Below are 21,375 nucleotides of genomic sequence, written 5' to 3'. Positions count from 1 at the left end.
GTCCTCACCTATCAGCTTCGTCTCCGAGAGGGGCCACCGCTCCATGCGCCATCCGCTGCACGTCACCCTGCCCTGGACCGCCCCGGCCGCCGCCCCCGCGGCCCGGGCCCGGCACCGCAGACCCCGCAGGCCCCCGGCGCTCGCCGCCGGGCTCGGGCTGGCCAGTGTGCTGGCTGCCAGTGTGCTGACCGCGGCCGTGGACCCGGCGGCTCCGGTGGCCCCGGACCGGGCGCCGGCCCGGCAGAGCTCAACCTTTGCGCAAGTTTCCGGGGATTGACGGATGCGGCACCCGACAGGTCCATAGGGTCGGGTTGTGCCTGACATCTCCTTGACCATGATCATCGTGTTGTGCGTGGCCGCGGCGGCGGCCGGCTGGATCGACGCAGTGGTGGGCGGCGGCGGCCTGCTGCTCCTTCCCGCGCTGCTGCTCGGCCTGCCGAACGCCCACCCGGCCACCGTCCTCGGGACCAACAAGGCCGTCGCGATCGTCGGCACCACCGGCGCGGCCGTCACCTACGTCCGCAAGACCCCGGTGAACGTGAAGCTCGCCGTCCGCATCGGCCTGGCCGCGCTCGCCGGCTCGATGGGCGGCGCCGCGCTGGCCGGTGGCATCGGCAAGGACGCGATGCGCCCGCTGATCATGGTCGTGCTGGTGGTCGTCGCCGCCTTCGTGCTCTTGCGGCCCGCCTTCGGCTCCGCCCCGAGCGCCTCGCCCGTCAGCCGGCAGCGGGTGCTCCTCGCCATCGCACTCGCCGGGCTCGGCATCGGCTTCTACGACGGGCTCATCGGACCGGGCACCGGCACCTTCCTGGTGCTCGCGCTCACCGCCCTGCTCCACCTCGACCTGGTCACCGCCTCCGCGACCGCCAAGATCGTCAACGTCTGCACGAACGCGGGGGCGCTCGCGATGTTCGCCCACCAGGGCATGGTGCTGTGGCAGCTGGCCGCGCTCATGGCGGTCTTCAACCTGGCCGGCGGCCTGGTCGGGGCCGGCACGGCCCTCAAGAAGGGCAGCGGCTTCGTCCGCGGGGTGCTGCTGACCGTGGTCGGCGCACTGGTGGTCAAACTCGGTCTCGAACAGTGGGGCTAGGAGGCCGCGTCTAGTACGTCCCGGTGAGGTGCGCGAACACGACCACGTTGCCGCGGTAGCCCGTGCGGGGCGAGAAGCCGCCGCCGCAGGTGATCACCCGCAGTTCGGCGCGCGCCGAGGGGCCGTACACGCGGGAGTCGGGAAAGGCCTTGGCGTCGTAGACCTCGACCGCGTGGACCGTGAACACGGCGGTCCGGCCGTCCGCGCGCGGGACCTCGACGGCCGCCCCGCGGCGCAGGGCTCCCAGGTGGTAGAAGACCCCCGGCCCCGCGGCGTCGTCCACGTGCCCCGCGATGACCGCGGTGCCGGTGGCGCCCGGCGTGGTGCCGTCGCGGTACCAGCCGGCCAGGTCCCGCCGGTCGGGCGGGGGCACTTCGAGGCTGCCGCCCGGCTGGAGGCCCAGCCCGGTCAGCTGGGCGTCGACCCGGATGGAGGGGATCCGGATCCGCCGGGGCGGTGATCCGGGGAGCGGGGCGATGCCGGGCCCCGTGGCGCCGGCGGCGGTCAGGGCCTCGGCGGGGGAGGGCAGCGGCGGCCCGACGGGCTCGCGGGAGCCGCTGGTGACGAGCCAGATGCCGATGCACGCGGCGAGGGCCACGAGGCCACCGTGGCGGGCGCCGCGGAAATCGCCACCCATGCGTACCCCCTCTCGGCTCTCCGTTTCGGGGTGACTGGCCGTCGCCCGGCCCCGCGAACGGGGGGACCTCGCGGGGCGGGCGACGGGGGACGGTACCGGTCGGACCGCGGCCGGAGCCGCGGTGGGCGTCCGTCAGCTCCGCGTGCCGCTCGCCCGGCGACGCAGGAGCCAGGTACCGCCGACGGCGGTCGCGGCCAGCACTGCCGCTCCCGCCGCGATCTTGGCCGGGTCGGCGGCGGTGGTCGTGCCACCGCCCACCCCGGTCTGGACGTGGCCCTGCGGGCCGCGTTCGGTGACGACCAGGTCGCCGGTGGCGTACTTGCCGTTCGCGCAGGTCGCCCCGATGGCGTAGGTGCCGGGGCGGGTGGCGCGGGCGACCTGGAACTGCCCCACGACCACCTCCTTGTGGGTACCCGGGACCAGTCTGAAGCGGCCGCCGCCCACCGTGGTGGCATCACCCTCGGCATGGCTGGCGGACCCGCAGGCCGTGGTGTTCACGGTGACGGTGGCGCCCGGCGCCGCGGACTTCGGCCACACCTCCAGTGCGGCGAAGTCGCCGGGCGCGAACCCCACCATGCCGAGGTCCACGGCGGCCACCGCGCCGGCGACGGGGCCGACGAAAGCGGCGCAGGTCAGCGCGGCGGCAGTCAGCGCATGGGCTGTACGTCGGCGCATGGGAACTCCCTGGAGACACGGGTCGTGCTTCCGAGGTAACCCGGACCGCCCGCCGCGCGCCTGCTGATGTCTCGTCAGGTTTCCCGGTGCGAGCCCTGCCGCCGACCGGTTCGCGCAGGTCACAGCCACGGATGCGGCCATCCGGGCCGCCTTCGCCGTCCGGGTGACGGCCGCGCGAGCGGTCAGGCCGAGCCCGGTGCCCTGGCCGCGCTCGGCCGCCCCGGCCGGGCGCCACGATGCCGGCCGCGTTGCCGAGGTACGGCTTCATCCGGGGGTCCGCGCGGGAACCGACGCCGGACGGCGAGGGTACGGGCACCGGGAGGCTGTGTGACTCCGCTGCGTACGGTGGTGTGGCGCACGCGAGTCGGGACCTTGGTCCCCGTCCGCGGACTGTTCCGCCGTACCCCAGGGAGGGCCCCGTGACATCGGTCGTTCGGCCACCGGATCCGACCGCACCGCTCCCGTTCTTCGTCTACGGGACGCTGCGCCCGGGCGAGGTCAACCACGACCTGTTCCTGCGCGGCCGCACGGTCGCGGAGGAGCCCGCGAGCCTGCCGGGCGCGGCGCTCTACGCGGGCCCCGGCTATCCCTACGCGGTCGACCGGCCGGGCTCGGCCGTGGCCGGGGAGCTGATCACCGCGGCGCCGGAGGCGTACGGGGCTCTGCTGACAGCCCTGGACGTGCTGGAGGAGTACGGGGGCCCGGGCCGCCCCGGGAACGTGTACGACCGGATCGCCCGCGAGGCCCTGCGCGCCGACGGCACCCCGGTCCGGGCCTGGGTCTACCTGGCGTCCCCGCTGGTCTCCCGCGACCTGCGGGAGTCGGGCACCGAGATACCGGGCGGCGACTGGCTGGCCCGCTGCCACCCCTGAACCGCTACAGCCCGTGGGCCGCTGCCGCCCCCGAGCTCCACGGCCCCGGCCCGCTTACAGCCCCTCGGCCCCGCAGTTGCGCAGCCGCTGGCCGTACTGCTGGAGCACCCACAGCTCCTCCTGGACCGCGGCCAGTTGCTCCGGCGGGGCCTGCGGACCCAGCCGGGACAGCGTGCCCTGGATCTCGTGGACCCGGCGGTCGACGGCGCGCAGCCGCACCTGGACCAGCTGGACCCCCGCGTAGATCTCGTCGACCGTCTTCGCGTGGATGGCCTCGACCGCCAGCTCCGTGACGAGCGCGCGGACGGTGTCGTTGGGGGCGGCTTCGCGCACGCGGGCCAGGTAGTCCTCGGTGCCGAGGGAGGCCCCGCCGGCGTCCTGGATGGCCTGGCGCACCGCCGCGTAGGGCGGGGCGGTGAACTCGTCGATCCCGTACGCGTCGAAGGCCGGGGAGACCAGCGCCGGGCGCTGGAGGGCCAGCTTCAGCAGCTCGCGCTCGGTGCGGTGGGTCGGGCTGCGCAGGTTCAGCGCGGGTCCGCCGGCCGGCTGGGCGGCGGCCGCGGGGGCGGCCTCGTAGGACGAGCGGCCCCTGCCCTGCTGCTGCGGCTGGCCGCCGCGCTCGCGGGCCCAGCGCGCGAGCTGCGCGACGCGCTTGACGACGAACTGTTCGTCGCGGATGCCCAGCATGCCCGCGAGCTGGACGGCGGACTCGTGCTGGATCGCGATGTTCTTGATGTGGGCGACGACCGGAGCGGCCTCGTCCAGTGCCGCCGCGCGGCCCGCCGGGTTCTCCAGGTTGTGCCGGGCGACGATGTGCCGCAGCGCGAACTCGAAGAGCGGGGTCCGGGATTCCACGAGGCCGGCGACGGCCGCGTCCCCCTGGGCCAGGCGCAGGTCGCAGGGGTCCATACCGCCCGGGGTGACCGCGATCGAGGTCTCGGCGGCGAACTTCTGGTCGTCCTCGAAGGCGCGGAGGGCCGCCTTCTGGCCGGCCGCGTCGCCGTCGAAGGTGAAGATCACCTCGGCGGTGGCGTTGTCCATCAGCAGTCGGCGCAGGATCTTGATGTGGTCCCCGCCGAAGGCCGTGCCGCAGGTGGCGATCGCGGTGGTCACCCCGGCCATGTGGCAGGCCATCACGTCCGTGTAGCCCTCGACCACCACGGCCCGGGAGGTCTTCGCGATCTCCTTCTTCGCCAGGTCGATGCCGTACAGGACCTGGGATTTCTTGTAGATCGCGGTCTCGGGGGTGTTCAGGTACTTGGGGCCGTTGTCGTCGTCGCGCAGCTTGCGGGCGCCGAAGCCGACCACCTCGCCGCTGATGTCGCGGATCGGCCACATCAGCCGGCCGCGGAAGCGGTCGATGGGCTTGCCGCTGCGGCTGTCCTGGGCGAGGCCGGAGGTGATCAGCTCCTTGTCGCTGAAGCCCTTGCCGCGCAGGAAGCGGGTCAGGTGGTCCCAGCCGGCCGGGCTGTAGCCCACGCTGAAGTGCGCGGCGGCCGCCTGGTCGAAGCCGCGCTCGGCCAGGAACTTGCGGCCGATCTCCGCTTCGGGGCTGCCCAACTGGTCGACGTAGAACTGGGCGGCCGCCTTGTGCGCCTCGACCAGGCGGATGCGCTCGCCGCGGCCGCTGGTGCCGGCGGTGTAGCCGCCCTCCTCGTACCGCAGGGTGATGCCCGCCTGGCCGGCCAGGCGCTCGACCGCCTCCGAGAAGGAGAGGTGGTCGATCTTCATGATGAAGTCGAGGGTGTCCCCGCCCGCCTGGCAGCCGAAGCAGTGGTAGAGACCCTTGCTGGGGCTGACCTGGAAGGACGGGGACTTCTCGTCGTGGAAGGGGCACAGGCCCTTGAGGTTGCCGCCGCCCGCGTTGCGCAGCTGGAGGTAGTCGGAGACCACGGCGTCGATCGGGACCGCGTCCCGTACCGCCTTCACGTCGTCGTCGTTGATCCGTCCTGCCACGCGTGAAGTCTACGGCCGCTCGCCGACAAACCTGTCAGGCCCCCTCGGGCGCTGGCAGCGACGTGAGCGGAACCGAGGGGTCCGCCAGTTTCTCGCGGTCCACGGGAACCTTTGACCTGATCAGCGCCTGGATGTGCTCGGTGACGTCCCACACGTTCACGTTCATCCCGGCGAGCACCCGCCCCTGCGACAGCCAGAAGGCGATGAACTCCCGCTTGCCCGCGTCCCCGCGGATCAGCACCTGGTCGTAGCCGCCGGGCGGCGCATAGCCCGAGTACTCCAGGCCCACGTCGTACTGGTCGGAGAAGAAGTACGGCACCCGGTCGTACGAGACCTCCTGGCCCAGCATCGCCCGCGCGGCGGCCGGGCCCCCGTTGAGGGCGTTGGCCCAGTGCTCGACCCGCAGCCGGGTCCCGAGCACCGGGTGGTGGGCGGCGGCCACGTCCCCGACCGCGAAGACGTCCGGGTCGGAGGTGCGCAGGGAGGCGTCCACCGCGATCCCGCCCCCGTGCTCCCGGTCGACCAGCGCCAGCCCGGAGGTCTCCGCGAGCGCGGTGCGCGGCGCCGCCCCGATCGCGGCGAGGACCGCGTGCGCCGGGTGCTCCTCCCCGTCGTCGGTACGGGCGGCCAGCACCATGCCGTCGTGGCCGACGATCTCGGTCAGCCGGGCCCCGAAGTGGAACCGAACCCCGCGCTCGGCGTGCAGGTCTGCGAAGAGGCGGCCGATCTCCGGACCGAGCACCCCGTGCAGCGGGGTGGGCTCGGGCTCGATGACGGTGACCTCCGCGCCGTAGCCGCGGGCCGCCGCGGCGACCTCCAGGCCGATCCACCCGGCGCCCGCGATCAGCAGGTGGCCGTTGTCCCGGCCGAGCCCGGCCAGGACGCCCCGCAGCCGCTCGGCGTGCGCGAGGCGGCGCAGGTGGTGCACCCCCGCCAGGCCCGTGCCGGGGATGTCCAGGCGGCGCGGTTCGGCGCCGGTGGCCAGCAGCAGCTTGTCGTAGTGCAGGGCGGTGCCGTCGCCGAGGACCACCTTCTTGGCGTCCCGGTCCAGGTGCACCGCGGGCTGGCCGAGGTGCAGTTCGACGTCGGAGGCCGCGTACCAGGAGGGCTCGTGGACGAAGACGCTGTCGCGGTCCTCCTTGCCCGTCAGATAGCCCTTGGACAGCGGGGGCCGTTCGTAGGGATGGTCGCGCTCGTCGCCGATCAGGATCACCCGCCCCGTGAACCCCTCGGACCTCAGCGTTTCGGCCGCTTTTGCCCCGGCCAACCCCGCGCCCACGATGACGAACGTCCGGTCTGCGTCGACCACGTGATGCCTCCTCATAACCTCTCCGCCACATGCGACCACATGCGAGCGTCCCGCAATGAGCCTGCCGCGTGAAGGGGGAGTGGCCCGATCAGCTCACCCGTCGGCGCGTCGCGTGCGCTGGGCGAGGCGTGCGTGCAGGGAACGGGCCGACGCGTCGGTGAGCGACGCGATCTGGTCGATGACCGCCCGTTTCCTGGCCTTGTCGTCCGGCGCCGCGTCGAAGATGGCCCGGAACTGCGGGTCCAGGCCCTCGGGCGCGCGGGCGCTGAGCGCCTCCGCGAGTTCGGCCAGGACGATGCGCTGGTCGGCGCGGATCCGCTCCTGTTCGTCGCGCTGCATCACGTACAGGTCGGCGACCGCCTTGAGGACGGCGCATTCGTTGCGCGCCTCGCGGGGGACCACCAGTTCGGCGCCGTACCGGGTGAGGCGGCCGGAGCCGTACGCCTCGCGGGTGGCGCCCTCGGCGGCCAGGCAGAAACGGCCGATGAGCTGGCTGGTCGCGTCCTTCAGGCGGGCCTGGGCCACGGCCGAGCCGTCGTACCCGTGCGGCCACCACTCCTGCTCCATCAGCCGGTCGAGGGCGGCGCGCAGTTCCTCGGGTTCGGTGTCGGCCGGCACGTAGCGCCCGATGGCGACCCGCCAGATCGCGGTGCGCTCGGGTTCGGCGAAGAGCAGGTTGGGGTCGAGGTGGCCCGCGTGCAGCCCGTCCTCGAAGTCGTGCACCGAGTACGCGACGTCGTCCGCCCAGTCCATGACCTGGGCCTCGAAGCACTTGCGGTCCGCGGGCGCGCCGAGGCGCAGCCACTCGAAGACGGGCAGGTCGTCCTCGTAGGCGCCGAACTTGACCGAGCCGGGGTCGGTGGGGTGGTCCCCGCGGGCCCACGGGTACTTGGTGGCGGCGTCCAGGCAGGCCCGGGTGAGGTTGAGGCCGACGCTGACGAGTTCGCCGCTCGCCGGGTCGGGCACGAACCGCTTGGGCTCCAACCGGGTCAGCAGGCGGAGCGACTGGGCGTTGCCCTCGAACCCGCCGCAGTCCTTGGCGAACTCGTTGAGCGCCTCCTCGCCGTTGTGGCCGAAAGGCGGGTGTCCCATGTCGTGGGAGAGGCAGGCGGCCTCGACGAGGTCGGGGTCGCAGCCGAGTGCGGCGCCCAGTTCCCGGCCGACCTGGGCGCATTCCAGGGAGTGCGTGAGGCGGGTGCGGGGGCTCGCGTCCCAGTCGTAGGAGCGGGTGCCGGGGGTGACCACCTGGGTCTTGCCGGCGAGGCGGCGCAGGGCGGCGGAGTGCAGCACGCGGGCGCGGTCGCGCTGGAAGGCGGTCCGCCCGGGCCGCTTGTCCGGCTCGGCGGCCCAGCGTTCGGTGGCGGTGGTGTCGTACAGGTCGTCTGCCGGGGTGTGCGCGGTGCCTTCCATGAAGAGACGGTAACCGGAACCTCTGACAAACCGGGATCAGGCGGAGAGGAGTTCCGGCCGTTCGGCGCTGCCGGCGGCGCCGACGGGCAGCGCGCACGCCCGGTCGTAGCGGTGGAGCAGCAGGCGGGCCAGCGCCGGGTGGTCGCCCAGCGGCGCGGCGGCGACGGCGGGCGCGGCCGCGGCGGCCTGGGCGGCGAACCGGCCGGGCCCGGCGAAGTACGAGGCCACGGCCGGCCGGTGGTGGCCGCGGGCGGCCAGCGCGCGGACGGCCTCGGGGACGGTGGGGGAGGCGGCGGAGGCGTAGGCGGGGATTACCGGGACGCCGCCGAGGCGCTCGGCCAGCAGGTCGGCGGTGTGGCGGGTGTCGGCGGCGGACTCGGGATCGCGGGATCCGGCGGCGGCGAGCACGACGGCCGAGCCGGGGGTCCACCCCGCCTCCGCGAGGCGTTCGTACAGTGCCTCGACGAGCAGCGGGTGCGGGCCGAGGGGCGCGGCGACGGCGGCCCGCAGGTGCGGGGCGGCGGCCGCCGCGGCGGGGAGGTCGCGTTTGACGTGGTACCCGCGGCCGAGGAGCAGCGGGACGAGGACCGCCGCGCCGCGCAGCTCCCGCAGGGTGTCGCCCAGCAGGGGCCGGTTCAGCTCGATGTGGCCGAGCCGGACGTCGAGGCGCGGGCGGAGCTCGCGGACGTGTTCGAGCAGGGCGAGGGCCGTGTGGAGGGCGCGCGGGTCGCGGCTGCCGTGGGCCACGGCGACGAGGGCGGGCTGCTGCATGGGTGGGCTCCGTGGGGCCGGGCGCGCGGCGGGCGCACGCCGCTGAGCTGCGTGCCGAGTTGGGCGGTGATCCGGGACAGCAGTTCGGCGGCGCTGCCGAAGGGGAGGGGCAGGGCGTCGGGAGGGTGCACCGGCTCCGTCATGGACCGATCCTCCGTGCCGGAGGTTGCCGCCGCGTTGCGGCGGGATGACGGGTGTTTTCCGGGCGCTCACCCCTCCGCCCGGTCATTCGTGCGGGTGAATGGAGGGGAGGGCGGAACTGGGGGCGGGGCCCGTTCGTCAATGTGTGCGAACGAGCTGTGAGGCGCGGGGTGCGAGGGGGCGGTCATGAAGCGGGACGGCGGGGCGGGGCCGATGGCACGGTCGGCGGCGCGGGCGGCGCGGTCTGGGGCGCGGGCGGTGGTCCGGGCGATGGCGCGGACGGTGATGCGGGACGTGCCGGCTCGGGCGGTGGCGAGAGTCGGGTCCGGCGGGCGGCCGAGGCTGCCGCGCGGGGTGCGGGCGCGCCGCCGGGCCGTGCGGGTCGTGATGGCGGGCTGCGCGCTGGCGCTGCTGCCCGCGGCGTGGACGCACGCGGTGGCCGCGGACCGGCTGCGGACCACGGCCGACGCGCCCCCCGCCGAGGTGGCGGTGGTGTTCGGGGCGGGGCTGTGGAACGGGCAGCCGACCCCCTATCTGGCCACCAGGCTCGACGCCGCCGCCGAGCTGTACCACGCGGGCAGGGTGAAGGTGGTGCTGGTGACGGGCGACAACAGCCGCAGGGAGTACGACGAGCCGGACGCGATGCGCAGGTACCTGACCGGGCAGGGGGTGCCGGACGGACGGATCGTCAGCGATTTCGCCGGCTTCGACACATGGGACTCGTGCGTCCGGGCCAAGGAGATATTCGGGGTCGACCGGGCCGTGCTGATCAGCCAGGGCTTCCACATACGCAGGGCCGTCGCCCTGTGCCGGGCGGCGGGCCTGGAGGCGTACGGGGTCGGGGTGCCCGACGAGCACGACGCCACCTGGTACTACGGCGGGACGCGCGAGGTCTTCGCGGCCGGCAAGGCGGCGCTGGACGCGGCCTTCAAGCCCGATCCGCGCTTCCTGGGACCGAAGGAGCAAGGGGTGTCGCGGGCTCTGGGGGCTCAGACGGACTGATGGGGCGCCGGCTATGCCGATGAGCCATGCCCGGGTCGGTCGGTCCGAGCCAGTCCCCGGAGCACGAGAGCGTCGAGCCCTTCCGCCAGGTCGTGGAGATCAGCGCGGTGGAGCCGGCCGAGGCCCGGATCGGGGTGACTCCGTACACCCCGGGATGACGCCGAGCCCGATGACCGCCCCCGTCGGCGTCCAGGCCGGCGAGGGCAACCACCCCCGGCACCCCGATGGGCCGGCTCGCAGCTCCCGAGGAGATCGCCGCCGCCCGGGGCCTCACAGGAGCCGCCGGGCGCCGATGAGCCGGAGCAGGCCGACTTGTAACGCGAGGCGGCGGCCCGCGTAACACCGCCGTCGCAGGCTGGGCCGTATGCACACCCCGGAAGCAGCCGCCACCGCCACGCACTGCCCGTACTGCGCGCTGCAGTGCGGCATGAACCTCCGCCCTGAACCGGGCGGCGAAGGCGTCGCGGTGGAGGAGCGGGCGGACTTCCCCGTCAACCGGGGCGCGCTGTGCGGCAAGGGCCGTACCGCCCCCGCCGTACTCTCCTCCCGGGTGCGCCTGACCGGGCCGCTCGTCCGCACCCACGCCGGGCGGCTCGAACCGGCCACCTGGGAGGAGGCCCTCGACGCCGTCGCCGAGGGCCTCGCTCGCACGGGCCGGGCGTACGGCCCGGACGCGGTCGGGGTCTTCGGCGGCGGCGGGCTCACCAACGAGAAGGCGTACGCCCTCGGCAAGTTCGCCCGGGTCGCCCTGCGCACCTCGCAGATCGACTACAACGGCCGGTTCTGCATGTCCTCGGCCGCCGCCGCGCACCAGCGGGCCTTCGGCCTCGACCGGGGCCTGCCCTTCCCGCTGGAGGACATCCCGCGCACCGGCTGCGTGATCCTCGTCGGCTCGAACCTCGCCGAGACCATGCCGCCCGCCCTGCGCTACCTCACCGAACTGAAGGAGAACGGCGGGACCCTGATCGTCATCGACCCCCGCCGCACCCGCACCGCCGAACAGGCCGACCTGCACCTCGCCCCGCGCCCCGGCACCGACCTCGCGCTCGCCCTCGGCATGCTGCACCTCGTCGTGGCGGAAGGGCGCACGGACGAGCAGTTCATCGCGGACCGGACCACCGGCTGGGAGGCGGCCCGGGCCGGGGCCATGGCCCACTGGCCGGAGCTGGTGGAACGCATCACCGGCGTCCCCGTGCCCAGGCTCCGCGAGGCGGTCGAGATGTTCTGCGCGCCCTCCTCCGCGATGGTCCTCACCGCCCGAGGCCCGGAGCAGCAGTCCAAGGGCACCGACACCGTCGGAGCCTGGATCAACCTGTGCCTGGCCACCGGCCGCGCCGGCCGCCCCCTCTCCGGCTACGGCTGCCTCACCGGCCAGGGCAACGGCCAGGGAGGCCGCGAGCACGGCCAGAAGGCCGACCAGCTCCCCGGCTACCGAAAGCTGACCGACCCCGCGGCCCGGGCCCACGTCGCCGGGGTCTGGGGCGTCGACCCCGCCACCCTGCCCGGCCCGGGCCGCAGCGCGTACGAACTCCTCGACGCCCTCGGCACCGACGTCCGCGCCCTCCTCCTCATGGGCTCGAACCCGGTGGTCTCGGCCCCCCGCGCCGCCCACATCGAGGACCGCATCCGCTCCCTGGACTTCCTCGCGGTGGCCGACGTGGTCCTCTCCGAGACGGCCGCCCTCGCGGACGTGGTCCTGCCGGTCACCCAGTGGGCGGAGGAGACCGGCACCACCACCAACCTCGAGGGCCGCGTCCTGCTGCGCCGCCGCGCCCTGACCCCGCCGCCCGGAGTCCGCACCGACCTGGAGGTGCTGCACGGCCTCGCCGCACGCCTCGGCGTCGAGAAGGGCTTCCCTACCGCCCCCGAGGAGGTCTTCGACGAACTGCGCCGCGCCTCGGCCGGCGGCCCGGCGGACTACTCGGGCATCAGCTACGCCCGCATCGAGGCCGAACAGGGCGTCTTCTGGCCCTGCCCGGACGGCGCCGAGGGCACCCCCCGCCTCTTCCTGGACCGCTTCGCCACCGAGGACGGCCTGGCCCGTTTCGTCCCCGTCTCCCACCGCGACGCGGCGGAGGTCCCCGACGCCGACTACCCGCTGCTCCTGACCACCGGCCGCGTGGTCGCCCAGTACCAGTCCGGCGCCCAGACCCGCCGCGTCGAGGAGCTCAACGCGGCCGCCCCCGGCCCCTTCGTGGAACTCCACCCCCGCCTCGCCGCCCGCATCGGCGCCGTCGACGGCAGCCCGCTGGCCGTGACCTCCCGCCGCGGCCGGGCCGTCGCCCCGGCCCGCATCACCGACACCATCCGCGCGGACACCGTCTTCATGCCCTTCCACTGGCCGGGCGAGGGCCGCGCCAACACCCTGACCAACCCGGCGCTGGACCCGGTCTCGCGCATGCCGGAGTTCAAGGTCTGCGCGGTCCGCGTCGAACCGGCCTAGGCGCGGGAACGCGCGCCGCGCCGGGCTTTGGCCCGGCGCGGTGGCGGGATCGGACATGGGTGCGGACCGCTTCGGGCGGGTCCCCGGGGGGTAACCATCCGGTCACGCACCGGACTCAGAAAGTGCTCGCACGCCCCTCGTGACAGTGATGTGTCGTACCCCACACTGAGTTGCGGTGCCTGAGTCCTCGGACCCCTGGAGGTCGCCCCCGTGCAGACCCAGACGCAGCCCCCGACCGTCACCCCGACCGTGACCGAGCAGCCCGAACCCGAGGCCGAGGCCATGGACGAAGAGCCGGAACCCCTCGAACTCGTCGACCAGATCGAGCAGGTGCCGGTCCAGCGCAAGCGCGTGGACAGCGGCGCCGGGGCGGCGGGACCGTCGGCCGACCTGTTCCGGCAGTACCTGCGCGAGATAGGCAGGATCCCGCTGCTCACCGCCGCCGAGGAGGTCGACCTCGCGCGGCGCGTCGAAGCCGGCCTTTTCGCCGAGGAGAAGCTCGCCGGCACCCCGGACCTCGACTCCCAGCTCGCCTTCGACCTCGACAAACTCGTCGTCATGGGCCGCATGGCCAAACGCCGGCTCATCGAGTCGAACCTCCGCCTCGTCGTCTCCGTCGCGAAGCGGTACGTAGGCCGCGGGCTCACCATGCTCGACCTCGTGCAGGAGGGGAACCTCGGGCTCATCCGGGCCGTCGAGAAGTTCGACTACGCCCGCGGCTTCAAGTTCTCCACCTATGCCACCTGGTGGATCCGGCAGGCGATGTCCCGGGCCCTCGCCGACCAGGCCCGGACCATCCGCGTACCCGTCCACGTCGTGGAGCTGATCAACCGCGTGGTGCGCGTACAGCGCCGCATGCTCCAGGAGCGCGGCTACGAGCCCACCGCCGAAGAGGTCGCCGCCCACCTGGAACTGACCCCCGAGCGGGTCCTCGAAGTGCTCCGCCTCGCCCAGGAGCCGGTCTCCCTGCACGCCCCGGTCGGCGAGGAGGACGACGTCGCGCTCGGCGACCTCATCGAGGACGGCGACGCCGCCTCGCCCGTGGAATCCGCCGCGTTCTTCCTGCTGCGCGAGCACCTGGAAGCCGTGCTGTCGACCCTCGGCGAGCGCGAGCGCAAGGTCGTCCAGCTGCGCTACGGGCTCGACGACGGGCGGCCGCGCACCCTGGAGGAGATCGGCCGGATCTTCGGCGTGACGCGCGAGCGGATCCGCCAGATCGAGTCCAAAACCCTCAACAAGCTGCGCGACCACGCTTTCGCCGACCAGCTGAGGGGCTATCTGGACTGACCCGGAACAGGGGAATGGGGCGCCCCGCAGGACGCCCCCACCCCGCCGTCCGGCCGCGGCCGGCTAGTCGACCTCGGCCACCGCCTGCGCGAACTGCGCCGCGTACAGCCGCGCGTACGCCCCGTTCGACGCCAGCAGCTCCTCGTGCGTGCCCTGTTCCACGATCGAGCCGCTCTCCATCACCAGGATCACGTCCGCGTCGCGGATCGTGGACAGCCGGTGCGCGATCACGAAGGACGTACGGCCGTGCGCCAGGCGCGCCATCGCCTTCTGGATCAGCACCTCGGTACGGGTGTCCACCGAGCTAGTCGCCTCGTCGAGCACCAGGATCACCGGGTCCGAGAGGAACGCCCGCGCGATGGTGATCAGCTGCTTCTCACCCGTGCTGACCCCCGCGCCCTCGTCGTCCAGCACGGTGTCGTAGCCGTCCGGCAGGGTGCGGATGAACCGGTCCGCGTGGGCCGCCCGCGCCGCCTCCTCGACCTCGGCCCGCGTGACCTCGCGCGAGGCGCCGTAGGCGATGTTCTCCGCGATGGTGCCGCCGAACAGCCAGGTGTCCTGGAGCACCATGCCGATGGAGCCGCGCAGTTCCTCGCGCGTCATCTTCGCGATGTCCACCCCGTCCAGGGCGATCTCCCCGCCCGTGACCTCGTAGAACCGCATCAGCAGGTTGACCAGGGTGGTCTTCCCCGCGCCCGTCGGACCCACGATCGCGACCGTGTGCCCGGGCTCGACGTCCAGCGACAGGTTCTCGATGAGCGGCCTGTCCGGCTCGTAGCGGAAGGCCACCTTGTCGAGCGTGACCCGGCCGCGCAGCTCCTGCGGCCGCTCCGGCACCTCCGCGTCCGGCTCCTGCTCCCGCGCGTCCAGCAGCTCGTAGACCCGCTCCGCCGAGGCGACGCCGGACTGGACGAGGTTCGCCATCGTGGCGACCTGCGTCAGCGGCATCGAGAACTGCCGCGAGTACTGGATGAAGGCCTGCACATCGCCGATGGACAGGGTGCCCGAGGCGACCCGGAGCCCGCCGACGACCGCGATCAGCACGTAATTGATGTTCGATATGAAGAACATCACCGGCTGCATGATGCCGCTGACCAGCTGCGCCTTGAAGGAGGCCCGGTACAGCGCCTCGTTCTGCTCGGCGAAGACGGCCGCGGACTCCTTCTGCCGCCCGAAGACCTTGACCAGCGCGTGGCCCGAATACATCTCCTCGATGTGCGCGTTGAGCACGCCGGTGTTCTTCCACTGCGCCACGAACTGCGGCTGCGACTTCTTGCCGATCTTCGCCGCGGCCACCACCGAGACCGGCACGGTCACCAGCGCGACCAGCGCCAGCAGCGGGGAGATCCAGAACATCATCGCGAGCACGCCCAGGATGGTCAGCAGCGAGTTCAGCAGCTGCCCCATCGTCTGCTGGAGCGTCTGGCCGATGTTGTCGATGTCGTTCGTGGCCCGGCTGAGCACCTCGCCGCGCTTCTGCTGGTCGAAGTACGACAGCGGCAGCCGCGACAGCTTCCCCTGGAGCTCCTCGCGCATCCGGTAGAGCGTGCCGTTCATGACGTGGTTCGACAACCGCGTGGCGACCAGCATCAGCAGTCCGGCGAGGGTGAAGACCACCAGCGCCCAGACCGCCACGACCCCGACGGCGCCGAAGTCGATGCCCTGGCCCGGCGTGAAGTCGGTGCCGGAGAGCATGTCAGCCATGCCGCCCTGGCCCTTGGCCCGCAGCCCGTCCAGTGCCTGCTGCTTGCTGATCCCGGCCGGCATCTCCCGCCCGACGATCCCCGCGAAGACCAGGTCGGTGGCCTCGCCCAGGATCTTCGGGCCGACCACCGCGCAGCCGACGCTGCCGACGACGGCCGCGACCATGCCCCACAGCCGGATCCGGTCCTGCGCCAGCTGGCCGAGCAGGCGCTTGCCCGACCCCTTGAAATCCATGGACCGTTGGACCGGTCCCGCCATCATCCGTCCTCCGGGCCCGCTCATGCGGCCTCCGCCTCCGTCAGCTGGGAGAGCACGATCTCCCGGTAGGTCTCATTGCCGGCCATCAGCTCGTGGTGGCGCCCCTCGCCCACGACCTGGCCCTCGTCCAGGACGATGATCCGGTCGGCGTCGCGGATCGTGGAGACCCGCTGGGCGACGATCACCACGGTCGCCTCCTCGGTCTCGCGGGCGAGCGCCGCGCGCAGCGCCGCGTCCGTGGCGTAGTCCAGGGCCGAGAAGGAATCGTCGAAGAGGTAGATCTCCGGGCGCTGCACCAGGGTGCGGGCGATGGCCAGACGCTGGCGCTGCCCGCCGGAGACATTGGTCCCGCCCTGGGTGACGGGCGCCTCCAGACCGCCTTCCAGCGCGGACACGAACTCCGCGGCCTGGGCCACCTCCAGCGCCCGCCACAGCTCCTCGTCGGTCGCGTCGGGGCGCCCGTAGCGCAGGTTGGAGGCGACGGTCCCGGAGAACAGGTACGGCTTCTGCGGGACCAGGCCGACCGTCCTGGCCAGCAGTTCCGGATCCAGCCGCCGTACGTCCTCCCCGTCGACGAGCACCTCGCCGCCGGTCGCGTCGAACAGCCGCGGGACCAGGCCCAGCAGCGTGGACTTGCCGCTTCCGGTGGAGCCGATCACGGCCGTCGTCTCGCCGGGCCGGGCCAGCAGGTCGATCCCGCGCAGCACCGGCGCCTCGGCGCCCGGGTAGCGGAAGTCCGCCCCGCGCAGCTCCAGGCGCCCGCTGCGGGTGAGTTCGCGCACCGGGTCGGTGGGCGGGACCACGCTGGAGTCGGTGTCCAGGACCTCCTGGATGCGCTCGGCGCAGACCTCGGCGCGCGGCACCATCATGAACATGAAGGTGGCCATCATCACGGACATGACGATCTGCATCAGATAGGCGAGGAAGGCCGTCAGCTGGCCGATCTCCATGCCGCCGCCGTCGACGCGCATCGCACCGAACCAGATGACGGCGACGCTGGAGACGTTCACGACCACGATGACGGTCGGGAACATGTACGCGAGCAGCTTGCCGGTGGCCAGCGAGACGCCGGTCAGATCGGCGTTGGCGTCCCGGAAGCGGCCCTTCTCGTAGTCGTCGCGGACGAAGGCGCGGATCACCCGGTTGCCGGTGATCTGCTCGCGCAGCACCCGGTTCACGGTGTCCAGGCGCTCCTGCATCGTGCGGAACAGCGGCCGCGTCCGGAAGACGATCGCGCCGACCGCCAGGCCGAGCACGGGAACCACGGCGAGCAGGACGCCCGACAGCTTCACGTCCAGCGACAGCGCCATGGCGATGCCGCCGACGCACATGATCGGCGCCGAGACCATCAGGGTGAAGGTCATCAGCACCAGCATCTGGACCTGTTGGACGTCGTTCGTCGTACGGGTGATCAGCGACGGGGCGCCGAACTGGCCGAGCTCGCGCGCGGAGAAGCTCTGCACGCGGTCGAAGACGGCGGCGCGCACGTCCCGGCCGAAGGCCGCCGCCGTGCGGGCGCCGTAGTAGATGGCACCCACGTTGCAGACCAGCTGGACGAGCGAGACGCCGAGCATCAGTGCGCCCAAGCGCAGGATGTAGCCGGTGTCGCCGTTGACGACACCGTTGTCAATGATGTCCGCGTTGAGGGTGGGGAGGTAGAGGCTCGCACTGGTCTGGAGCAGCTGCAGCAGCACCAGCAGGGCGATGGGTTTGCGGTACGGACCCAGATGGGTCCGCAGAAGTCGTATGAGCACGCGCAGGCTCCGGTCGGCATGATCGAGGGGGTTCACCCCATCTTCGGCCAACCGGCGGCCTGATCCCCAGCAGTTTTCGCAAAGGCCGGTCAAAAGGAGGAGACCGCCCTGCGACCTCGGACCCGGTGCCGTGATCGGAAAGGCCCGCCCCGCGCCCGCCCGGCCCGCCCCGCGCCCGCCCCGCCCGCCGCCCGGGCGCTAGAACGCGCCGGGGTGGATCTCCTCGCGCGTCGCCACGTACTGCTGGCGTACGGCCTGCCAGGACGGGAACTCCTCGCCCGGCTCGAACACCTGCGCAGCCGGGGCCGGCCAGACCGGCGGGGTGTGCGGGCCCAGCGTGCCCTGCGCCACGCCGAGCGCCCAGGCCGCCTGGCGGGCCGCGCCCAGCGCCGCGTAGTCGGCCGGCGCGGGAACGACGATCTGCGTCCCGAACAGCCCGGGCGCCGCGGCCTGCACGGCGGGCAGCTCGGCCGCCGCGCCCAGCAGGAACACCCGGCGGATCTCGACGCCGCGCGAGCGCAGCACGTCGAGCGCGTCCACCAGCCCGCACAGCATGCCCTCGAAGGCCGCCTGGGCCAGGTGCTCCGGCTTCATCGAGTCCCGGCGCAGCCCGGACAGGGTCCCGGCGGCGTGCGGCAGGTTCGGCGTCCGCTCGCCCTCCAGATAGGGCAGGAGCACGAGGCCGTGCGCGCCCGGCGTCGACTTCAGCGCGAGCTCGGACAGCCCCTCCAGGTCGGTGCCCAGCAGCTCGGCGGTACCGCGCAGGGCCCGTACGGCGTTGGAGGTGTTCACGACCGGCAGGTGCATCCCGCTGGCGTCGGCCAGCGAGGTGATCAGGCCGCCCGGCTCCGACAGCGCCTCGTGGTGCACGGCCATCACCGACCCGGAGGCGCCCAGCGAGACCACCGCGTCGCCGGGGCCGAGCCCCAGCCCGAGCGCGGCGGCCATCGTCTCGCCGGTGCCGGCCGATATGAGCAGGCCCTCGGGCGTGGTCCCGGCGGCGTCGGCCGGACCGAGCACCTCGGGCAGCAGCGCCATGTGGCCGAGCGCCAGCTCGACCAGGTCGGGCCGCCAGGAACCGGTGGCGGCCGACCAGTAGCCGGTGCCGGAGGCGCCGCCCCGGTCGGTGGTACGGCGGGCCGGCCGGCCCAGCAGCTGCCAGACCAGCCAGTCGTGGGCGGACATCACCACGGCGACCCGGCGGGCGGCCTCGGGCTCGGTACGGGCCAGCCAGGCCAGCTTCGCCAGCGGCTGGGCGGCGTGCGGGACCGAGCCCACCGCCTCGGCCCAGGCCCGCCGGCCGCCGAAGGCGTCGACGAGGTCGGCGGCGGCGACCTGCCCGCGCCTGTCGTTGCCGACCAGGGCGGGGCGGACGAGGCCGCCCTGCGCGTCGAGCGGCAGCAGGCCGTGCTGCTGCGCCGAGACACCGATGGCCTGGACCCCTTCGAGGAGCCCGCCGCCGGCCGCCTCGCCGAGCGAGAGCAGCCAGGCCTGCGGGTCCGTCTCGTAGGGGCTCGCGCCGTCGGGTTCCCCGGTGGGCTGTGGATGGGGTGCGTACCCCTGGCGCAGCACGGCACCGGTGTCGGTGTCACAGACGACGATGCGAGTGAAGGCGGAAGAGCTGTCCAGCCCGGCGACTATCCCCATGCGGAGAATTCTGCCGCACGCCGGGCCGGTCTCCTCCGCCGCGGACGCCTCAGGAGGCGTCAGGTGTTGCTCGTGCCCCAATCGTCCTCGGCGCCACCGCCGACCCGGTCGCGCAGTCCCCGTACCCGCCCGGCCAGCGAGGCGGGCACGGCGTCGCCGACCTTCTCGCTCACCGCGGCGAAGGCCTTCCCGGCGTACACGCGCCCGGTCTGCCCGGCCGTCTCGGCGGCGTTGCGCACCGCCGGGTTCTGCGCGATCTCCCGCGCGGACTTCTTCAGGGACTCGTAGCGCTCGCGTCCGGCCCGGGTTCCGAGCACGTACCCGAGGGCCAGTCCGACCACGAACGTGACCTTGTACCGCATGCCTGCCACCCTTCGTCGTGTGGTGCCCGGCCTGCTGTCGATACCGATTGGCGGAGCACCCCCCTGCTTGCGCTAATCTATGACTCGCAACGGGCGCTCGCCCCCCGGCAAGGCCGGAGGTGGGCTGTTCGATGCACCGCAGCAATCCCCTGTAGCTCAATTGGCAGAGCAGCCGGCTGTTAACCGGCAGGTTACTGGTTCGAGTCCAGTCGGGGGAGCGCGATCCCCTGTAGCTCAATTGGCAGAGCATTCGGCTGTTAACCGGAGGGTTGCTGGTTCGAGTCCAGCCGGGGGAGCAACGAAGAAGAGGGCCCATCGCGGGTCCTCTTCTTTTTTGCCATCCCGTCCGGAACCGGGCAGCCCGCAGCGCGGTCTCTCTGAACAGGCGAAGCCGATCATGCGAGGCATCCGAGGCAGGAGATCGTATGAGCGGCTATGCTGCGGCAGACGGCGCGCACACGTGTACGCGCCACGCCGTGAAGGGGCGGTAGCTCAGCCGGTTAGAGCAGCGGACTCATAATCCGTCGGCCGTGGGTTCGAGTCCCACCCGCCCCACTGCGAGCCGCAGGTGCAGAAACGATTGCACCTGCGGCTTTGGCGTTCCGGGAGTTCTGGGGGTCCGGGGATCCCCGGGTCGCGGGTTCCGGGAGTCCCGGAGTTTCGAGCCGGGAGTTCTAGAAGTTCTCCGTTTCGTCCGCGAGGTGGCGCAGTACGTCCGTCAGGTCCTGGCGGCGGGCGAACGCGGCGCGTTGGCGGTGGGCGCCCGAGCCGTCGCGGAGCAGGCCCGCCAGGGTCTTGGCCGCGTGGTCGAGGTCACCCGAGGCCGCCAGGGCCGGGGCGACGAGGTCCAGCAGGGCCTCCGCGAGGTCGGCCGCCGGGAGTTCGGCTCCCGTGTACGGGTCGAGGCCGAAGCCCTCCAGGCCGTCGTGGGCCGCCCGCCAGCGCGCCAGCCGCAGTACGTCGTCCCGTACGGGTGGATCCGGCCGGTGCTCCGCGATCTCCCGCAGCGCCGTGGACACCAGCGCGCGGACCAGCTCGGCCTGGAGGATGGCCGTGTCGAGGTAAGGGGACATGTCGGGCGCCCGGATCTCGAGCGTCGGCCAGTGCCCCGAGGGGCGCAGGTCCCAATAGACCATCTTCGTGTCCAGCGCCGCACCCGAGCCGAGCAGCGTCTGCACCGAGCGCCGGAAGTGCGCCGTGGACGTGAAGTGCGGGGGCAGTCCCGCCGAGGGCCAGCCCGACCAGGCCATCGCCCGCCAGCTGGCGTGACCGGTGTCACGGCCGCCCCAGAACGGCGAGTTGGCGGCCAGCGCGATGAGCGTCGGCAGCCACGGTCTGACCCGGTTGGAGACCGCGACCGCCGTGTCCACGTCGAGGGTGCCCACGTGGATGTGCCGGCCGCAGCTCACCAGGGTGTCGGTGAGCGCGCCGAAGCGGCGGTGCTGCTCGCGCTGGCGCGGCTCGTCGTCGGTCAGGTGCAGCGGCCCCTCCACGGCCACGACCGGCGAGGGGGCGGCCAGCAGGCGGCAGCCGTGGGCGCGAGCGGCCCGGCCGAGGGTGCGCCGCAGGGCGGCGAGCTCCTCGCGCAGCGAGGCCGCCGAGTGGGCGATCGGGGTGGAGATCTCCACCTGGTAACGGGTCCCCTCGGGGTGCAGCTCACCGGGCATCCCGCCGGCCGTGGCGAGGACGAGCGGGGCGGCGGGGACCACCCGGAAGGTGCGGGCGTCGACGAGGAGGAACTCCTCCTCGACGCCGACGGTGAGGGGAACGGTGGGGCGCACCGTCTTCTGGTCGGTGCCGGTGCTCGTGGTGCTGTTGCCAGGTTCGATCACTACGCCTCCCTGGACATACGAGTCTTTTCATCATGAGCTGAACACCCTGCGGGGAGCGCACGTCGATTCGGTCAAAAAGCAGGTGATAGTGGCGAGTTAGCGGCAAGGACCGGTCCGGCGCGGGGCTGGGGTTCCAGGTGGGGTGACTGGTGCCGGTGTGTGCACCGGTGCGTGCACACGGCAAAAATCCCCGGGGGCGGCGGCGGGCCGCCGGTTATCATCCGC

18 protein-coding genes and 3 tRNA genes are annotated in these 21,375 nt (G+C 73.2%); 10 read left to right on the top strand and 11 right to left on the bottom strand.

Annotated features, from left to right (window positions below; genetic code table 11):
• The first annotated feature begins 43 nt into the window (after positions 1-43).
• The gene (locus BGK67_RS38300; protein WP_141754022.1) at positions 44-277 is read left to right on the top strand and encodes a hypothetical protein; all 234 of its coding nucleotides are present in this window, start codon (positions 44-46) and stop codon (positions 275-277) included.
• Between the two features lie 36 nt (positions 278-313).
• The gene (locus BGK67_RS12725; protein ID WP_069920196.1) at positions 314-1,090 is read left to right on the top strand and encodes a sulfite exporter TauE/SafE family protein; all 777 of its coding nucleotides are present in this window, start codon (positions 314-316) and stop codon (positions 1,088-1,090) included.
• A gap of 10 nt (positions 1,091-1,100) precedes the next feature.
• On the opposite strand, the gene BGK67_RS12720 is transcribed toward BGK67_RS12725, so the two are convergent.
• Positions 1,101-1,727 (bottom strand): class F sortase, encoded by a 627-nt coding sequence (locus tag BGK67_RS12720; protein WP_069920195.1) that lies wholly within the window; start codon positions 1,725-1,727, stop codon positions 1,101-1,103.
• Positions 1,728-1,859: 132 nt separating this feature from the next.
• Positions 1,860-2,402, bottom strand: coding sequence for a hypothetical protein (locus BGK67_RS12715; RefSeq protein ID WP_244291203.1), 543 nt, complete (start codon positions 2,400-2,402; stop codon positions 1,860-1,862).
• A 419-nt stretch (positions 2,403-2,821) separates the two neighbouring features.
• Between BGK67_RS12715 and BGK67_RS12710 the strand changes: the two genes are divergently transcribed.
• Positions 2,822-3,274, top strand: coding sequence for a gamma-glutamylcyclotransferase family protein (locus BGK67_RS12710; protein WP_069920194.1), 453 nt, complete (start codon positions 2,822-2,824; stop codon positions 3,272-3,274).
• 54 nt (positions 3,275-3,328) lie between these two features.
• Here the strand turns inward: BGK67_RS12710 and dnaG are convergent, their stop codons facing one another.
• The 4 genes from dnaG to BGK67_RS12690 all read right to left on the bottom strand — a co-directional run bounded on the left by dnaG (position 3,329) and on the right by BGK67_RS12690 (position 8,720).
• A complete protein-coding gene (gene dnaG, locus BGK67_RS12705) occupies positions 3,329-5,230 on the bottom strand; it encodes a DNA primase (RefSeq protein WP_069920193.1) in 1,902 nt (633 codons plus the stop codon).
• A 34-nt stretch (positions 5,231-5,264) separates the two neighbouring features.
• Positions 5,265-6,539, bottom strand: coding sequence for an NAD(P)/FAD-dependent oxidoreductase (locus BGK67_RS12700; RefSeq protein WP_069920192.1), 1,275 nt, complete (start codon positions 6,537-6,539; stop codon positions 5,265-5,267).
• 93 nt (positions 6,540-6,632) lie between these two features.
• Positions 6,633-7,949, bottom strand: a complete 1,317-nt coding sequence (locus tag BGK67_RS12695) for a deoxyguanosinetriphosphate triphosphohydrolase (RefSeq protein WP_069920191.1) — start codon at positions 7,947-7,949, stop codon at positions 6,633-6,635.
• A gap of 36 nt (positions 7,950-7,985) precedes the next feature.
• Entirely contained in the window at positions 7,986-8,720 is a 735-nt protein-coding gene (locus tag BGK67_RS12690) for a sirohydrochlorin chelatase (RefSeq protein ID WP_069920190.1), read from the bottom strand.
• A 426-nt stretch (positions 8,721-9,146) separates the two neighbouring features.
• On the opposite strand from BGK67_RS12690, the gene BGK67_RS12685 reads away from it, so the two are divergent.
• From BGK67_RS12685 to BGK67_RS12675, 4 genes are all read left to right on the top strand, one after another.
• On the top strand, positions 9,147-9,863 hold the full coding sequence (locus BGK67_RS12685; protein ID WP_069923818.1) for a SanA/YdcF family protein: 717 nt from the start codon (positions 9,147-9,149) through the stop codon (positions 9,861-9,863).
• A 26-nt stretch (positions 9,864-9,889) separates the two neighbouring features.
• Positions 9,890-10,021, top strand: a complete 132-nt coding sequence (locus BGK67_RS40720) for a hypothetical protein (protein ID WP_279628673.1) — start codon at positions 9,890-9,892, stop codon at positions 10,019-10,021.
• Between the two features lie 206 nt (positions 10,022-10,227).
• On the top strand, positions 10,228-12,306 hold the full coding sequence (locus tag BGK67_RS12680; protein ID WP_069920189.1) for a molybdopterin oxidoreductase family protein: 2,079 nt from the start codon (positions 10,228-10,230) through the stop codon (positions 12,304-12,306).
• Positions 12,307-12,555: 249 nt separating this feature from the next.
• Positions 12,556-13,593, top strand: a complete 1,038-nt coding sequence (locus BGK67_RS12675) for an RNA polymerase sigma factor (protein ID WP_244291457.1) — start codon at positions 12,556-12,558, stop codon at positions 13,591-13,593.
• Between the two features lie 63 nt (positions 13,594-13,656).
• On the opposite strand, the gene BGK67_RS12670 is transcribed toward BGK67_RS12675, so the two are convergent.
• From BGK67_RS12670 to BGK67_RS12655, 4 genes are all read right to left on the bottom strand, one after another.
• Positions 13,657-15,579: an ABC transporter ATP-binding protein gene (locus tag BGK67_RS12670; RefSeq protein WP_069920187.1), complete on the bottom strand. Its 1,923-nt coding sequence runs from the start codon at positions 15,577-15,579 to the stop codon at positions 13,657-13,659.
• Positions 15,576-17,309, bottom strand: a complete 1,734-nt coding sequence (locus tag BGK67_RS12665) for an ABC transporter ATP-binding protein (RefSeq protein WP_069920186.1) — start codon at positions 17,307-17,309, stop codon at positions 15,576-15,578. Before BGK67_RS12665 ends, BGK67_RS12670 begins: the two co-directional genes overlap by 4 nt.
• 198 nt (positions 17,310-17,507) lie before the next feature.
• Positions 17,508-18,956 (bottom strand): FGGY family carbohydrate kinase, encoded by a 1,449-nt coding sequence (locus BGK67_RS12660; RefSeq protein WP_069920185.1) that lies wholly within the window; start codon positions 18,954-18,956, stop codon positions 17,508-17,510.
• Between the two features lie 59 nt (positions 18,957-19,015).
• Positions 19,016-19,318: a hypothetical protein gene (locus BGK67_RS12655; protein WP_069920184.1), complete on the bottom strand. Its 303-nt coding sequence runs from the start codon at positions 19,316-19,318 to the stop codon at positions 19,016-19,018.
• A gap of 145 nt (positions 19,319-19,463) precedes the next feature.
• Between BGK67_RS12655 and BGK67_RS12650 the strand changes: the two genes are divergently transcribed.
• The 3 genes from BGK67_RS12650 (at position 19,464) to BGK67_RS12640 (ending at position 19,873) form a co-directional block, all read left to right on the top strand.
• Positions 19,464-19,536, top strand: a tRNA-Asn gene (locus BGK67_RS12650).
• Between the two features lie 5 nt (positions 19,537-19,541).
• Positions 19,542-19,614, top strand: a tRNA-Asn gene (locus tag BGK67_RS12645).
• Between the two features lie 185 nt (positions 19,615-19,799).
• Positions 19,800-19,873 (top strand) — tRNA-Ile (locus tag BGK67_RS12640).
• 119 nt (positions 19,874-19,992) lie between these two features.
• Here BGK67_RS12640 and BGK67_RS12635 read toward each other — a convergent pair.
• Entirely contained in the window at positions 19,993-21,150 is a 1,158-nt protein-coding gene (locus tag BGK67_RS12635; RefSeq protein WP_079154152.1) for a carboxylate-amine ligase, read from the bottom strand.
• Positions 21,151-21,375: the final 225 nt, after the last annotated feature.

The organism is Streptomyces subrutilus, assembly GCF_001746425.1.
Classification (GTDB): Bacteria; Actinomycetota; Actinomycetes; order Streptomycetales; family Streptomycetaceae; genus Streptomyces; species Streptomyces subrutilus_A.
This window is presented reverse-complemented; position numbering and strand designations above follow the sequence as displayed.

What these genes read in the sequence shown, in the direction of transcription:
- BGK67_RS38300 (WP_141754022.1), top strand. Translation starts at nt 44, where the DNA reads ATGCGCCATCCGCTGCACGTCACCCTGCCCTGGACCGCCCCGGCCGCC.
- BGK67_RS12720 (WP_069920195.1), bottom strand. Translation starts at nt 1,727, where the DNA reads ATGGGTGGCGATTTCCGCGGCGCCCGCCACGGTGGCCTCGTGGCCCTC.
- BGK67_RS12715 (WP_244291203.1), bottom strand. Translation starts at nt 2,402, where the DNA reads ATGCGCCGACGTACAGCCCATGCGCTGACTGCCGCCGCGCTGACCTGC.
- BGK67_RS12695 (WP_069920191.1), bottom strand. Translation starts at nt 7,949, where the DNA reads ATGGAAGGCACCGCGCACACCCCGGCAGACGACCTGTACGACACCACC.
- BGK67_RS12690 (WP_069920190.1), bottom strand. Translation starts at nt 8,720, where the DNA reads ATGCAGCAGCCCGCCCTCGTCGCCGTGGCCCACGGCAGCCGCGACCCG.
- BGK67_RS12685 (WP_069923818.1), top strand. Translation starts at nt 9,147, where the DNA reads ATGCGGGACGTGCCGGCTCGGGCGGTGGCGAGAGTCGGGTCCGGCGGG.
- BGK67_RS40720 (WP_279628673.1), top strand. Translation starts at nt 9,890, where the DNA reads ATGCCCGGGTCGGTCGGTCCGAGCCAGTCCCCGGAGCACGAGAGCGTC.
- BGK67_RS12680 (WP_069920189.1), top strand. Translation starts at nt 10,228, where the DNA reads ATGCACACCCCGGAAGCAGCCGCCACCGCCACGCACTGCCCGTACTGC.
- BGK67_RS12670 (WP_069920187.1), bottom strand. Translation starts at nt 15,579, where the DNA reads ATGAGCGGGCCCGGAGGACGGATGATGGCGGGACCGGTCCAACGGTCC.
- BGK67_RS12660 (WP_069920185.1), bottom strand. Translation starts at nt 18,956, where the DNA reads ATGGGGATAGTCGCCGGGCTGGACAGCTCTTCCGCCTTCACTCGCATC.
- BGK67_RS12655 (WP_069920184.1), bottom strand. Translation starts at nt 19,318, where the DNA reads ATGCGGTACAAGGTCACGTTCGTGGTCGGACTGGCCCTCGGGTACGTG.